The sequence below is a fragment of the Marinomonas foliarum genome, from assembly GCF_003337275.1.
Classification (GTDB): domain Bacteria; phylum Pseudomonadota; class Gammaproteobacteria; order Pseudomonadales; family Marinomonadaceae; genus Marinomonas; species Marinomonas foliarum.
In genome coordinates this window covers 18,553-32,740 of the sequence record NZ_QPJQ01000019.1, presented here as the reverse complement: position 1 = coordinate 32,740, position 14,188 = coordinate 18,553, and the positions used below count along the sequence as shown (strand labels likewise).

12 protein-coding genes and 1 tRNA gene are annotated in these 14,188 nt (G+C 43.3%); 5 read left to right on the top strand and 8 right to left on the bottom strand.

Annotation, left to right across the window (positions count from 1 at the left end; genetic code table 11):
• Positions 1-261: 261 nt before the first annotated feature.
• The 3 genes from DFP77_RS11005 to DFP77_RS10995 all read right to left on the bottom strand — a co-directional run bounded on the left by DFP77_RS11005 (position 262) and on the right by DFP77_RS10995 (position 4,386).
• Positions 262-2,157 (bottom strand): methyl-accepting chemotaxis protein, encoded by a 1,896-nt coding sequence (locus tag DFP77_RS11005; RefSeq protein WP_114412339.1) that lies wholly within the window; start codon positions 2,155-2,157, stop codon positions 262-264.
• Positions 2,158-2,228: 71 nt separating this feature from the next.
• Positions 2,229-3,530, bottom strand: coding sequence for an SLC13 family permease (locus DFP77_RS11000; RefSeq protein WP_114412338.1), 1,302 nt, complete (start codon positions 3,528-3,530; stop codon positions 2,229-2,231).
• A gap of 25 nt (positions 3,531-3,555) precedes the next feature.
• Positions 3,556-4,386, bottom strand: coding sequence for an amidohydrolase family protein (locus DFP77_RS10995; protein ID WP_114412337.1), 831 nt, complete (start codon positions 4,384-4,386; stop codon positions 3,556-3,558).
• A 175-nt stretch (positions 4,387-4,561) separates the two neighbouring features.
• Between DFP77_RS10995 and DFP77_RS10990 the strand changes: the two genes are divergently transcribed.
• Entirely contained in the window at positions 4,562-5,299 is a 738-nt protein-coding gene (locus tag DFP77_RS10990; RefSeq protein WP_114412336.1) for a GntR family transcriptional regulator, read from the top strand.
• Positions 5,300-5,412: 113 nt separating this feature from the next.
• Complete coding sequence (locus DFP77_RS10985) at positions 5,413-5,742, top strand: DHCW motif cupin fold protein (protein ID WP_114412335.1); 330 nt, start codon at positions 5,413-5,415, stop codon at positions 5,740-5,742.
• An 89-nt stretch (positions 5,743-5,831) separates the two neighbouring features.
• Here DFP77_RS10985 and DFP77_RS10980 read toward each other — a convergent pair whose 3' ends face one another.
• A complete protein-coding gene (locus tag DFP77_RS10980; protein WP_114412334.1) occupies positions 5,832-6,764 on the bottom strand; it encodes a GlxA family transcriptional regulator in 933 nt (310 codons plus the stop codon).
• A gap of 139 nt (positions 6,765-6,903) precedes the next feature.
• Between DFP77_RS10980 and DFP77_RS10975 the strand changes: the two genes are divergently transcribed.
• The 3 genes from DFP77_RS10975 (at position 6,904) to DFP77_RS10965 (ending at position 8,768) form a co-directional block, all read left to right on the top strand.
• Positions 6,904-7,422, top strand: coding sequence for an isochorismatase family protein (locus tag DFP77_RS10975; protein WP_114412333.1), 519 nt, complete (start codon positions 6,904-6,906; stop codon positions 7,420-7,422).
• A gap of 174 nt (positions 7,423-7,596) precedes the next feature.
• Positions 7,597-7,673 (top strand) — tRNA-Ile (locus DFP77_RS10970).
• Between the two features lie 282 nt (positions 7,674-7,955).
• A complete protein-coding gene (locus DFP77_RS10965; RefSeq protein WP_114412332.1) occupies positions 7,956-8,768 on the top strand; it encodes a TOBE domain-containing protein in 813 nt (270 codons plus the stop codon).
• Positions 8,769-8,779: 11 nt separating this feature from the next.
• Here DFP77_RS10965 and modC read toward each other — a convergent pair whose 3' ends face one another.
• From modC to DFP77_RS10945, 4 genes are all read right to left on the bottom strand, one after another.
• Complete coding sequence (gene modC / locus DFP77_RS10960; protein WP_114412331.1) at positions 8,780-9,892, bottom strand: molybdenum ABC transporter ATP-binding protein; 1,113 nt, start codon at positions 9,890-9,892, stop codon at positions 8,780-8,782.
• A 2-nt stretch (positions 9,893-9,894) separates the two neighbouring features.
• Positions 9,895-10,578: a molybdate ABC transporter permease subunit gene (modB, locus tag DFP77_RS10955; RefSeq protein WP_114412330.1), complete on the bottom strand. Its 684-nt coding sequence runs from the start codon at positions 10,576-10,578 to the stop codon at positions 9,895-9,897.
• A gap of 8 nt (positions 10,579-10,586) precedes the next feature.
• The gene (gene modA / locus DFP77_RS10950; RefSeq protein ID WP_114412329.1) at positions 10,587-11,345 is read right to left on the bottom strand and encodes a molybdate ABC transporter substrate-binding protein; all 759 of its coding nucleotides are present in this window, start codon (positions 11,343-11,345) and stop codon (positions 10,587-10,589) included.
• A gap of 130 nt (positions 11,346-11,475) precedes the next feature.
• Entirely contained in the window at positions 11,476-13,926 is a 2,451-nt protein-coding gene (locus DFP77_RS10945; protein WP_220235535.1) for an HD domain-containing phosphohydrolase, read from the bottom strand.
• Between the last annotated feature and the right edge of the window lie 262 nt (positions 13,927-14,188).

Here is a 14,188-nt window from a genome sequence, read left to right as displayed (position 1 = left end):
TTTTTCTGCTTTATAGGTTGAGGCAGTAGCCCTTTTTTAAGGGTGATGATTCTTTAAATCGCTAAAGATTCATTCTGTACTTCCCTTTTTTTTGGTGATGTCTCATTTATGAGCCATCACTTTTTTTTGCTTAAATTTTGAGAAAACTCTTGTTTCAGAAAGCGGCTGACAGTGTCGATTGTCGTTTTTTTGTTGCAATGAAAAAGCCCCGCTGGTTTTGCCAGCGGGGCTTTTTTTAGCTGATGAATGAGCGTTGTTAAATTAGATCTGGAACTGGCCAACTTCGGTATCAACTTGCTTGGCAAGTTGGCTAAGTCGTTTAGATTGCTCAACACCAATTTTGCTTTCATCTGCTAAATCGGCGGCCACTTGACGAATGATTTCGCTGTTTTGGCTGATCTCATTAGTTACTGCAGTTTGCTCTTCTGCAGCGGTAGCAATTTGTGTTGCCATGTCTGCAATGCTGATGATGGCATTAGCAATCTCTTCAAGGCTTTCTGTTGCTGCATCCGCATCGGCCACACTGGTTTGCGCTTTACTGCTGCTGTTTTGCATCGAAGTAACGGCTTTTGATGTTTGCTCTTGTAACAATTCAATCATCTTTTGAATTTCTTCTGTAGAAGAATGAGTGCGTTGAGAAAGCGTGCGAACTTCGTCGGCTACCACTGCAAAACCACGACCATGTTCTCCTGCACGAGCGGCTTCTATAGCTGCGTTTAGTGCGAGTAAGTTGGTTTGCTCTGCGATGCCTGTAATGGTCGATAAAATACCGCTGATTTGCTGTGCATGGTGATCCAAAGCAGAAATTTGCTCAGTAGCAAGGCTCACTTCGTTGGCCAACTGGTAAGTAGAGTTACGGCTCTTTTGTACTTGTGTACTGCCTTTTTGACCAAGTTCCACCGAGTGGCTAGCCGCTTTGGCAGTTTGTTCTGCATTGCCCGCGATTTCGTGAGTTGCTGCCGCCATTTCAGTAACTGCGGAAGCAACCATATCGATTTCTTGTTGCTGTGTGGCAACACGGGAAGCACTCTGTGTTGAAGAGTTTGATACGTTCTGTGCTTCATCCGCAACGTCTTTAGAAAGTACTTTTAGACGTTCAACAACGCCGTGCATGTGGCTAACAAAGTCATTAAAACCTTGGGCCAATACACCGATTTCATCGTCACGTTTTACTTCAATGCGAGCGCGTAAATCGCCTTTGCCCTTAGATATATCTTGCAAGGCTTTGGAGACACGAGTTAGGTCGCTAAAGAGTACTTTAAATAGCCAGTACAATAAGCAGATAAACACCACTAACAAAATAACAGCGGTTGTTATTTGACGAACTAAGACCTTGTAAACCGGTGCCATAAGTTCGCTTTTATCCATAGTGAATACTAAAGACCAATCTGTTCCTGGAATGGCTTGAGCGTAGGCAAAAACGTCTTTGCCATTCAGTGTTTCTTCAGCCAATTTATCTTCTTTGACTAGGTTGGATAACAACTTAGGTGTGAAAATTGGAGATATAGACTCGGCTTTTTGCATCACCATGTCTTTGTCTGCATGGGCAATAATATCGTTGTTGGATGCCACCATCATGACAGAGCCAGAACCTGGAATATCAAGTTCTGCTACCTGTTTAGATAATTGATCCAAACTTAGGTTTGCACCAACCATACCGAATTTTTGGCCATTTTTAGTCACAGGATTAGTTAAGATAATAACCAGTTCTTTTGTGGTGGAACTTAGATTTGGACCGAGGATGCTGGCTTTACCAATGCTCATGGCTTCTGTGTACCAGCTTTTTTTGCGTGGATCGTAATCAGGTCGCTTGGCGTCTAATGCTGGATCTTGACGGTACATCTTACCGTCATTATTGCCGAAATAAGTTAAGGCAAATTGGCCACTGTCATAAGCTTGTTTAATGGCAATATAAGGTGATTGATCAGGTGCTCGTTCTAATGTGCTCGCAAGAGAGGCCGCAATGACTTTTCGGCTATTCAACCACTCACTAGTATTGTCGCCATAGGCACTGGAAAAGTGGCGAATATCTTTTAATAAAGAATCACGCATTTGCTGAGTGAGGGACAAGGTTGTTTCAGTGACAAGGTAAGTCGTCGTTATGACGACAGCGAGAATGCTGACGCTCAGGATCCGAGCGCGCAATGAAAGAGTCATGCGTGTATCTCCATATAAAAAAAGGGCGCAGCACCTTAGTGATGACTACGCCCAAAGAGGTTTAGGGTTCGCTAAAAGACAAAAGTGATTAGCAAATTAAAGAGTAGGGCCGCAGCAAAGCCCAGTGGGGCAGCGCGAAACAGAAGTTGAGGGAACAGTTTCGTTCGACTTTCTTCTGTTGGGCAAGCCCCTAGAATCAAACTTCCTCCAGAAGAGAAAGGCGATATAGCTGTGGCCTGAGCACCGACTACGATACAGATGAATAGCATCATCGGATCCAATGACAGACTTTGTGCAATTGACGGTACGATTGGGAAAAGCGCTGGCGTAACCACGCCCAATGTACTGGCAAAAAGGGACATGAAAGCAGCAACAATACCGAATACAACGGGTACTAGCGCAGCTGGGATTGAAGTACCAATCCAAGAGGCAAGGTCATTTATTGTACCGGCTTTTATCGCTACCGAAATCAACATACCTACGCCACAGATCATAATAAGCGTCGACCAAGGCACTGAGGCAATGGCTTTTCGCTCGTCTCCAAGTTTCAATAATAAAGCGATGACAGAGAACACGCTGGCGATTAGGCCTATGTTCATCTTGGAATTAATAAAGCTAATCGTCTCATTATCAGGTAATAGAAGATGTGAAATGGGAGCAAGTAGTACTAAGCCCATCATGATAAGAGTGAGAGTTAAGGTTTGTGCTTGCTCTTTATTGAATGGCGTAGGGCGTTCTACTTGGAAGTCATTTTTGGCGACATTAGCACGGTGTTTAGTGAAAAACACCAATGCGGTAATCACAATTAAAGGAATAATAGCCGTGCTTAAGAAAATGCCAATAGAGTTGATGAAGGCTTGGTTTTCGGTAACTCCAGCGCTGGCCATTATACCGCGGAAGATAATGCCGCTTTGGCTAGACATGAAATTCGCGCCAGTTAATGCGCCGTAACCAACCGACATAGAACCAATTACCATGCTCATGCCTGTACGTTGGCAAAGCAATAGCGTGATAGGTGCCATAAAAGCTAAAACTGTGTAGTAGCCTGCTCCAAGTGCTGAAATGATAGTCGTCGTGATGTAAATGGCGTATGGCAACAAATGAGGAAAGCGGCGGCAACGATACATAAGATGCTCGGCGAGCTTTTCTAACGTACCATTGATAATGGCAAAACTGTAAAACAAGGACACCGAAAAAATGATGAAGAAGATCTTCAATGGCCACATTTTGATAATGTCATTAGGGCTTAGTCCAAGCGCAAAGCTGCCGATTAAATAGGCGAAAGCGATAGCGAAAAGACCAATATTTATACGGGTTTTGTACCCTAAAATAATGGAAAGAAGGATCGCTCCTACAACAAGTGAACTCATCATGATTATTTCTCTTCTTTGTTTTTATCTAAGGTTGGAATTTAAACAATTTGCTTGGGTTCGAAATTAGAATTTTGTCCCGTTCATCCATGTTGGGTAGTAGCGCTTCCATGAAGTTATATTGACTTGTGTAGTCTGTTTGCGCTTCAAATTGCGTATTTGGCCAATCACTGCCCCATAAAAAGTAATCTGAATGACCATAGGCCGAACGCAGGGTTGCTAGCATTTCTTTTGCTTGCTCTATGTCAGCATTGCAGCGGTAAGCCGCCGACACTTTTGTCCAGACTGGCGCGCCACTGCTCAATAAATCTAAAAAGTCTTGGTGAGCTGAGTTAGATGGGTCAATTCCTTCATTTGTACGAGCAAAATGATCAATGACCACTTCGACACCAGATTCTAGAATTGCAGGCAGAAAAGTTGCTAAATCGTCGATTTCGCGCTGGATCTCCACGACCCATTTACGTTGTGCCAATTTGCTTAAGAAGGTTTGCCATAGGGGAGATGTGTAATTCTCTAACGGCTTTTTAATTAAGTTGAGGCGAATACCAACCACTCCATTAGCATCTAACGCATCCAATTCACTATCGCTAATAGTGGGATCAACAACAGCAATGCCTTTTAGTTTTTCAGGGTGTTGACGCAATGCTCGCACCATAAAGCTGTTGTCAGTTCCTAAAAAACTGGGCTGAACCAATACACCATGAGAAATACGATGACCTACTAAATGCGTTAAGAAGTCTTCAGGCAGCGCATTATAGTCTGGCGCGTACCTGCGTTCAGCAGTCATAGGCAAATCAGTGCGAAAAATATGCGCATGAGTATCTATGCCTTTTATTGTTTTTTTTGTGTCCGAAATCATCAAGAGACCTTTATGTACATGCATCAAATCAATTTACAGTAAAGTAAATGTATATTTATGTAATTCATATATATGAATATATGTATTTATGTATTTATGGTTAATAAGTCAACAATCGTAGACAGCTTTGCTGTGCGGGCATTAGAATGACTTTCTTTAAAAGTGAGGGAGTAAAATGTCGCTCTTTAAGCCTGGTCACGATCATCGATTACCGCTTTATCAGCGTGTGCGTGATGAACTGCTAGAAAATATTAGTGCTGGGAATTGGCTGCCGGATAATCCAATTCCTACAGAAAATGAGCTGACGAAAATTTATGGCGTCGCTATCGGTACTATTCGAAAGGCCGTTGATACCTTAGTTAATGATGGTTTGCTCTATCGTAGCCAGGGGCGTGGTACTTTTGTTCGTCGTCCAGACTTTAATGCTTCGTTATTTCGCTTTTTCCGTCAAATGTCTTCTGATGGGCGCTTTGTTATGCCCAAAAGCCAACTGCTGTCTAGGACTCTCAAAAAGCCACCGCAATATGCTACCGAAGCACTAAAGATAGGAGGAAATGACGAGGCTATTTGCCTTGAGCGTTTACGCTTCTTGGAAGATCGAGTGGTATTAACGGAAGAGATTTGGCTGCCCGCATCACTTTTTACCAGCCTGATTGATTTAGAACTATCTGAGTTTGGTAATTTGCTATACCCATTTTATGAACAACAATGCGGGCAGCTTATTGCTTCAGCGAAAGAAACCTTAACGATTAAATCTGCAAATACGCGTATTGCTGAAGCACTCAAAACTACTGAAAACAGCCCTGTAGCCGTCATTGAACGAGTGGCTTATGGCTATGATAAAACGCCCTTGGAATACCGAATTTCGCATGGTGCAGCAGAGACGTTTTGTTACCAAATAGAGATTGCTTAACATTCAAGATAGTACTTGACCTTAATCTTCTGCTAACGCTTACTACATCTCATGTTATGCCGCTCAAATGAAGCGGCATTGTCTTGTAAATAGAAGGATTTTAAGGCGTTTTTATGAAGATTACAGATTTACCCTTTGGCATTACCGATTGGCAAGGCGTCGAAAAAACGACCCACAAAGGCGAAAGTGGATTCGCCTATTGGCAGACCAAACAATTTGGTGAAATTCGAGTTCGAATAGTGACTTATTCTGCTGGGTATTTGGCGGATCATTGGTGTACCAAAGGGCATATTCTTTTTTGCATGAGTGGCGAGTTAAAAACCGTATTAAAAGACGGTCGCACTTTTGTGTTATCCGCAGGTATGAGTTACCAAGTGGCTGATGATGCCGAACCACATCGCTCTTCTACTTCTGATGGTGCAACCTTGTTTATTGTTGATTGAGTTGCGTCGATTCCATAGTAATGATTAATAAAAAGCAAAATCATCCAGTGGTTTTGCTTTAGCTAATCCTTGATTAGATTATGATTTACTTACGATACAAAACGCTGGCGAAAGGCGCTGGGCGTTAACCCCATAATCTTTTGAAAGGCTTTACGGCAACTGCCAACATCTTCATATCCTACTTGCAGGGCGATGCTCTCGAACGGCAGCGTTGTTTGTTCTAAGACATCGCAAGTCGTTTGAATACGGATACGCTGCAAATATTCATTTGGGTTGAATCCAGTGCATTTAGCGAAGCGTCTTAAAAAGGTTCTCGGCGTTAATTTAGCGAGAGCGGCCATGCTTTCAGTGCGTTGCAGTTCGGCAAAATGGCCTTGTAAATGATGTTGAACCGCCAGAATCGCCGCATCGCCATGGTCGAAATTTGGCTGGAACTGCTGATAATAGCGCTGTTCTCTGTTGCCTGTATCAATTACCAAGGTTTTGCCTAGCTGACGAACGATGCGAGCATTGGTGAGAGCTTGTACTAATTCCAGCGCCAAATCCATCCAAGACATCATGCCACCGGCGCTTATCACATCGCCTTGGTTAATCAATATCTTCGAAGTATCTATGGCTTGCTGAGGGAAGCGTTCCTTAAATAGGCCTTCTAGCGCCCAGTGTGTTGTCATTAAGCGTTTGTCGGTAAGACCAGTGTAAGCTAAGAAAAACGCCCCAGCGCAGGCGCTACAAAGCATGGCGCCTTGTTGATGTTGTGCGATTAAAAAATCATTGATGCTGACATTTTTCTCGCTGTAACTGGCTTTATGTAAGCTAGGCGGCAACAAGACTGCGTGATAGTGAGATTGCGTGTCCAAGTCTTTCTTTAAGTCTGCCTCGTGTAAAATATGCGTAGTGATACGAATTTCCAAACCTATTTCTTTGCAGGCTTCATTGGCTAGCTCGAATGTTTCAGCAAAACCATAAACCGCCGACAAGAGACAATGAGGATAAGCAAGTACAGCGATTTGATAATGTTTCAAGGAATCACCTGTTTGTCATTTTAGGCCTCTAATATGTCAAATTTGACACTGTAATGGAATCCATAGTTTTGCGATTCTAGATAGAGGTTTTTGCACGACGACTGTGCTTGCCAATACTTTGTTTAATAGGAGCCAATTTATGAGCCGCACTGCATTATTAGTGATTGATCCACAAAACGACTACTTCGCTAATGGTAGCTTTCCTCTATGGAATGCCGATGAAGCCCTAAAAGAAATACTTAATGCCATTCAATCCGCGAAAGAGCAAGATGCAGCTGTGATACTTGTGCAACATGTGGCTGCAAGCGAATCACCGTTATTTGCTGAAGGCAGCGAAGGGGTGAAAATACACCAAACGATTCTAGACGCCGCACCAGATGCACCTATCGTAACAAAAGCACATGCCGATGCGTTTCAAGAGACAAACCTAACGCAACTGCTAGAAGAACTGGAAGTCGACCGCTTGGTTATCTGCGGCATGATGACGCAAAACTGCGTAACTCATACCGCCATTTCTGATGCCGCTGATCCTTATCAAGTCAGCATCTTGCCCGATGCTTGTACTACTCGTGAACAGCTACTGCACCTAATTGCCTTAGAAGCGATTAAGACCAAAGTGACCTATACCGAAATAAGGTACGCTTTTGAACGAGTTTAAATTTGCTTGTAGCGATAAATCGAAAGCGCGAAAAGGCAGAAAACAAAAGGGCTAGGCAAGTGGTTGATTGAAAAACAGCCTGTTTATCAACCACTTTCGAAAATTTATTACACATAAATTGCATCGACTTCTTGGCAAGAGGCAAGCATATCGCTATAATCTGCAACGCTTTTAGGGCCTGTAGCTCAGTTGGTTAGAGCATCCGACTCATAATCGGCAGGTCCCCAGTTCAAGTCTGGGCAGGCCCACCATATAAAATAAGCCTCTAGAGGGTTAGTTAACGCTAACTTCTAGGGGCTTTTTTATTGCCTACGATTTTTGGGTGTTCTAATAGATGGCCTACACTAAACTGTGTAAGCCATTACCCTCACTTTCATATCGACTGATATGTCATTAATGCTTTCTCGACATTAAGTTTTTTACTTCTTCTCGTTGGTTTATCTGATGATGTTTTTTAATACCATGGGTATTAAAATTGTCTTTAATATAAACTGGTTAGTAAGATTTTAGATGCGATTAGCACACAGGTTTTTATGACGGATAAGAAAACAGCGTTGGCTGGGTTGAAGGGAGAGGTTTTCCTGTTAACCGAGCAGCATAAACCTTTTGCGTCGGCGCAGATCGAGTTGTTGGCGGCGATTGATGCGTGTGGTTCTATTTCTAAGGCGGCGAAGCAGGTGGGGATCAGTTATAAAACCGCTTGGGATCGTATTGATGCGATGAATAATATGTCGGCTCAGCCTTTGGTTGTTCGTTCTACAGGTGGCGCGCAAGGTGGCGGAACTCTGTTAACCGAGTTGGGCCATAGGGTGATTTTAGGTTTCCAAGCTTTGCAAGATGAACATCAAAAATTCATTGAACGCTTAGGCGATAAGCTGCATAACCTGAATGATGTAGCGAGTTTTATGAGGAGTGAGAGTGTGAAAACCAGTGCAAGAAATCAATTTAGAGGCACGGTTAGCAATATTACTCTTGGGTCGGTGAATACTGAGGTTGAGCTGGATATTGGTACTAATCAATCCATTATTGCGATGATCACTCAGGAAAGCGTTGAGCAGCTTGGGTTAGAGAAGAACAGTGATGTGATGGCTTTGATTAAGGCGTCTTCGGTGATTTTAAGTACGAATACCAAGGTGGTCACCAGCGCTCGAAATAAGCTGGTCGGTACGATTTCTCGTTTGTTGCCTGGTGCGGTGAATACGGATGTGACATTGGATATTGGTGGAGGCAAGTCTGTGTCTGCTGTTATTACGAATATAAGCGCAATAGAGCTAGAGCTGGAAGTAGGGCAAGCAGCCTGCGCCTTGTTCAAAGCGCCAAGCGTTATTCTACTGAAAGACGCGTGACGCTGGTTCAGTTATCTGACCAGCGCCACACTTTTAATCTGCGCCCAGAGTACCTTTCCTGCCACCAATGCTAAGTGATCAACGGATAGATAGGTCAGCCTTGCAATAAGCGTGTTTTTCTCTGTCTGTAAGCGGACTAACGCCATGGCTGGGTCTTTGTCGGCAACAATATCTAGCACGGTGACGGACAGTCGATTCAATATGCTTGAATCTTCATGGCGCGTAAGCGTTAGACTCACATCGGTGGCGAGTATTCTGACTCGAACCTGTTGTCCAATACTGTCGCCGTTGTTACGAATCCATAAGTCACTGCCAGCACAAGATACTTTTGATAAGTGCCATTTCTCATCTTGTTCGACAATCTGGCCTTGCCAGATGACGCCAGTGTTATTATTAAACAGCAATGGTGATGTTAGTTGTGAGAAAACCTCTTCTACCTGTCCTTGAGTGGCGACTTCGCCATCTTCCATCAGTACAACATGATCCGCTAGGCGCATCACTTCTTCGACTGAGTGACTGACATACAAAATGGGCGTGTTGAGTGTGGACTTCAGCTTTTCTAGGTACGGTAAAATCTCTTGTTTTCTTGCATTATCCAGTGAGGCTAAGGGCTCATCCATCAGTAATAATTTGGGTTGAATCAATAAGGCACGTGCGATAGCAACACGTTGTTTTTCACCGCCAGAAAGCTGCTGCGAATTATTCTTTAGTATGGATTCAATGCCCATTAAGTCGATGACTTGGTCATATAAATCAGCGGGTAAGGGAATGCCGCTGCGTTTAATGGCGTAATCTAAATTGCCTTTTGCGGTTAAATGGGGGAAAAGGCTGGGTTCTTGGAAGACATAACCTAATGGCCGTTTGTGTGTCGCTAGGAAAAAACTATCGCTTTGCCATGTTTCCCCCTTCATCACAAAATGCCCTTGTTGCGCTTTTTCTAATCCGGCAATACAGCGCAATAGCGTGGTTTTTCCTGAACCTGATTGCCCAAAAATAGCGGTGACGCCGTTGTCTGGTAACGTGAGATCAACATTTAAAGCAAAGCGAGATGTTGGATGCTGTAGGTGAAATTTGGCGTGTAGGCCTTGTTCTGTATTTTCCCCTACAATCTTGTTGGTTGGCATGGCTATTTCGCTCCCCACAGGGTGTTTTTTCGTTGGAAGCTATAAAGGCTGAGTAACACCACAAAAGAAAATATGATCATGATGGCAGCGAGCTTGTGAGCTTGGTCGTATTCCAAGGCTTCAACATGGTCATAAATTTGTACGGATACTACGCGAGTTTGTCCGGGAATGTTGCCACCTATCATTAAGACAACGCCAAATTCGCCGACCGTGTGCGTAAAGCCCAAAATAGCGGCGGTAATAAAGCCGGGTTTTGCTAATGGTAAAACAACAGTGAAAAATCGATCCCAGCTTCCTGCTCGCAAGGTGGCGGCCACTTCTAATGGTCGTTCTCCAATGGCTTCAATGGCATTTTGTATGGGCTGAACAACAAAGGGTAGAGAATAAAATACTGACGCCACGATTAATCCCCAAAAGGTAAAGGGCAGTGTTCCTATACCTAATTCTTGGGTCAATTGACCAATAAAGCCATTGGGACCCATGGCGATGAGAAGATAAAACCCTAGCACGGTTGGCGGTAACACCAGTGGTAAGGCAACGATGGCGCTGATTGGCCCTTTTAGGCGTGAGCGGGTACGAGCAAGCCACCATGCGATTGGGGTTCCGATGAGTAGTAGAATCACCGTAACTGTGGTTGCTACTTTAAAGGTTAGCCAAATGGCTTCTAGGTCTGACGCAGAAAGCATATTGGCTGTTATTCCGTTTTATAACCGTATGAATGAATGATGTTACGGGCTTTGTCGCTGCGTAGATAGTCAATCAGGCCTTTTGCTGCGGCGTTATTGTCTGCCTTTTTCAATAGCACGGCATCTTGGCGTATTGGGCTGTATCGATCCGAGGGAATGATCCAGCTTGATCCTGATTTAATGTGTCCTTTGCTCATTATTTGTGACAGCGCGACGAATCCTAAGTCGGTATTCCCCGTGCTGACAAATTGATAGGTTTGCGAGATGTTTTCGCCCATTACCCATTTTGATCGTGTCTTTTCTGTAACTCTTAACCCTTTTAATACTTCCATTGCTGCCACACCATAAGGCGCAAGTTTTGGGTTGGCTAAGGCCAGTTTATTAAAATCTCCGTTTTTTAAACGAGCGGCATTGTTGTCGATGAAATCGGCTTTAGACGACCACAAAGCCAAGGCGCCAATGGCATAGGTGAAGCGACTGTTTGGGATTATGGCGCCGGCTTTTTCTAAGGCATCGGGTTTGTTTTGATCCGCGGATAGAAAGACATCAAAAGGTGCGCCATGTTGGATTTGAGCAAAGAACTTACCGGAAGATCCGAAGGATAAAATAACTTTATTTCCAGATTCTTCCTCGTATTGTTTGGCGATGTCTTTCATGGCAGCAGTGAAGTTAGATGCAACGGCAACGTGGACTTCTTCGGCATAGCTCGAAGGGCTAAACATCAAAAAACTGAGTAGTATGATGCTGAGAGAGTTAAATAATCGCATGGTTTTACCCTGATCTACCTGTTTGGAAATAGGATGAATATCGATGCGTTATATATTGCGTTATATAGCGAGGTGGCGCAAGAAGGATTGTGCTCTGTTGACGTTCTCAGTCAGCTTTCTGTTTTCTCTGTCATTCTTCTAAGTAAGGTGTGATATCCACTTTATCTATTTGACTCTCGGGTAAGAATTTTTCGGCGTATGCTAAGTAAGTGCCGCTGGTGAGAAAAAAGCGGAATAGTTGTAGATCTAGGTGACCTTCTTGGCACATGTTAAACATGATGTTGATGGCAACGCTGATTAGCTTGGCCTTTTTATAAGGCCGATCTGCAGCGGTGAGCGCTTCAAATACATCGGCGATCATTAGGATTCTGTCGGGAATGCTGAGCTGTTCGGCATTGAGTTTTCGTGGGTAACCTTTGCCATCCATTCTTTCGTGGTGAGTGGAGGCGTAAAGCGGTACTCGACTTAATTCTGGCGGGAACGGCAAGCTGTCTAGCATGGTAATGGTGCTGATCATGTGTTCGTTGATCTTGAATCTGTCTTCTGTGGTCAGTGTGCCTCTTTGTATGGTGAGGTTGTAGATTTCACCTTGGTTATACTGGTGTTCGGGGATTGTCATTTTGATACCTAACGATGCGTCAAACTTGATCTCTTTATGCCGTGGAATGATGTGCTCTGGTTTGTCTGACAATAGGGGTTCTATGGCGCTAGGTTGGTCGCTGTCTAGCTTGTTATTTTGCTCTTGTTTGGCAAACATCATTTCTTCTGCAGGAGATAATCCTAGGCGATTATTAAAATTTCGAGCCCACTCTTGCGCGCCAATGGTTTTGATTCTTTCCCGGTCTTTTTCGCTCATAAATTCACTGCCAACGTTGGCTTTGGCTACGAAAGCAAATTCTTCTTGAAGCCTTGTTTGGTTTTCTTGCCATGTTGTTAAAGCGGCCGCTGGATCTTGTTTTTCAATGTGCACGGCGCGTAAATACTCTATTTCGGCATCACGCCATAAGACTTCAAAGCGCATGCGAACTTCATGAATGCGATTATAAATACATTCCAGCTTGGAACCTTTGTCTATGATGTGTTCTGGCATGGTGATTTTGCCGCAGTCGTGCAACCAAGCAGCAACGCGGAATTCTAAGCGTTCATTATCATTGGCAAAGTGAAAGTCTTTATACGGCCCTTCTTTGGCTTTTTCTAAAGCGTCAGAGATCATCAGACCAAGTTCTGGAACACGATAGCAGTGACCGCCAGTATGAGCGGATTTGTCATCGATGGCGGTAGCGATAAGACGTATTAATGCCTCCATAAACTCTTTTTGGCTGGCTTCGTGCTGTTTAATGTCTTCCGTCATAGAAACAAAGGAGTTAGACAGTTGCCAAATTTCTTTAATGTGTGAGTCAGTAAAGCTCACATCATCAAATTGACGTTGCTTGATTTTCTCTGTTTCGAGCTGTAAATGTCGAATTGGGCGCACGATAGGGGCACTGAAAAGCCAGACAATGGGTAATAGGATTATCATTGCCAAGGCATTTAATAATGTAGAACGAAGCGCTTCCTTGGTTGCTTGCTGAAACAGTGTCTCTTTTGGTAGGGCGACAGCGATATATTGCTGGTTGAGTATGTCATTGCCGATGGCGGTGACAAAGGCATAGTATCGGGACGAGTCCTCTTTTTCGATAAGGGTTGGCTGTTTTGCCTTTGGATTGTGTGCAATATCGATTAACTTTTTAGGGGTTATGCTGAGGTGATCTTGTATATATTGGGACTGTGTCAGTTTGTCTAAGTCATTATGTTTGGTGTTTGATGCAATGATGTTGCCACTTTGATTGAATAAAAAGGCTTGCTCTTGGCCATTTATAATCTTTGAAGAAGACATGGACAGTTGGTCTGATAAAGAAGACAGCAGAATGTCCAAGCCAATTACTTGTTCTGTATTGCGAATTCTCTTGGCGTAGGTTTGTCCGGATACTTGTAAGTGCTCAAAAAGGTAAGGTGGTGTTTTATAAATATTATTCTGCACGGATGCTGCAAACCATGGCCGTTTAGTCGGAGTAAAATCGCTGCGTTCTGTTTTTTGGTGGTTCAGGTGAAAGGTGCTGGAATAATAATAAGTCTTGCGTAAGCGGTTTTCTCCTCGACCGGAAATATCGATAGCAGCCCAGCGGTCATCTGCTTGTGCTTTCATTAATTGTCTTGTGTCTTTGGCGGAATCTAGGTTGATAAGCTGAAAGAAGTTTTCTTGTATGTCACCAATATAAAGGCTGTATAGCTCGGGACGCTTTTGTAGAAACTGAGCAAATAGACTGCTTTTTTGTTCTATGCTGGTGCTGGATAAATCTGAGCTGATTAGCTCGGCAAGTAGATTAACGGTTTGTTTGGCATCGTTGTCGAGATGAGAAACACTTTCGCTAATATGATCAGAAAGTAAGTTAATACTTGATAGCATGTGATCAACAGCGGCTTTTTTGCTAGCGTTGTATTGCAGCGTAATCGCAATGCTAGCGGTAATTATTATGGCGAGAAGAAACATGTTAGTGACAAGGATTCTTATAGGGAATCGCCACGATTCTTGTCTAGTCACTGTTTACTTCCTTGTAATATGTTTTGTTGGTTAGCTATTTTTAGTGCCTCTAATAAAAGTCGAATTTATGCATTTTGGCAAATGGATAAGTGTAGTGATTTGTGATTTCTGAATGTATTTATAAGACGTTCAAGTTTCTTCCTTATTCGTTTTTCTTATATAAGGTAATGATTTTTCCTTCTTATCCATTTAGTCAGCATTTTGTTAACATTGCTGCAACTTATCGGTTTTCGGTGTTTATTGATGTTTAGATAAGCAAGGA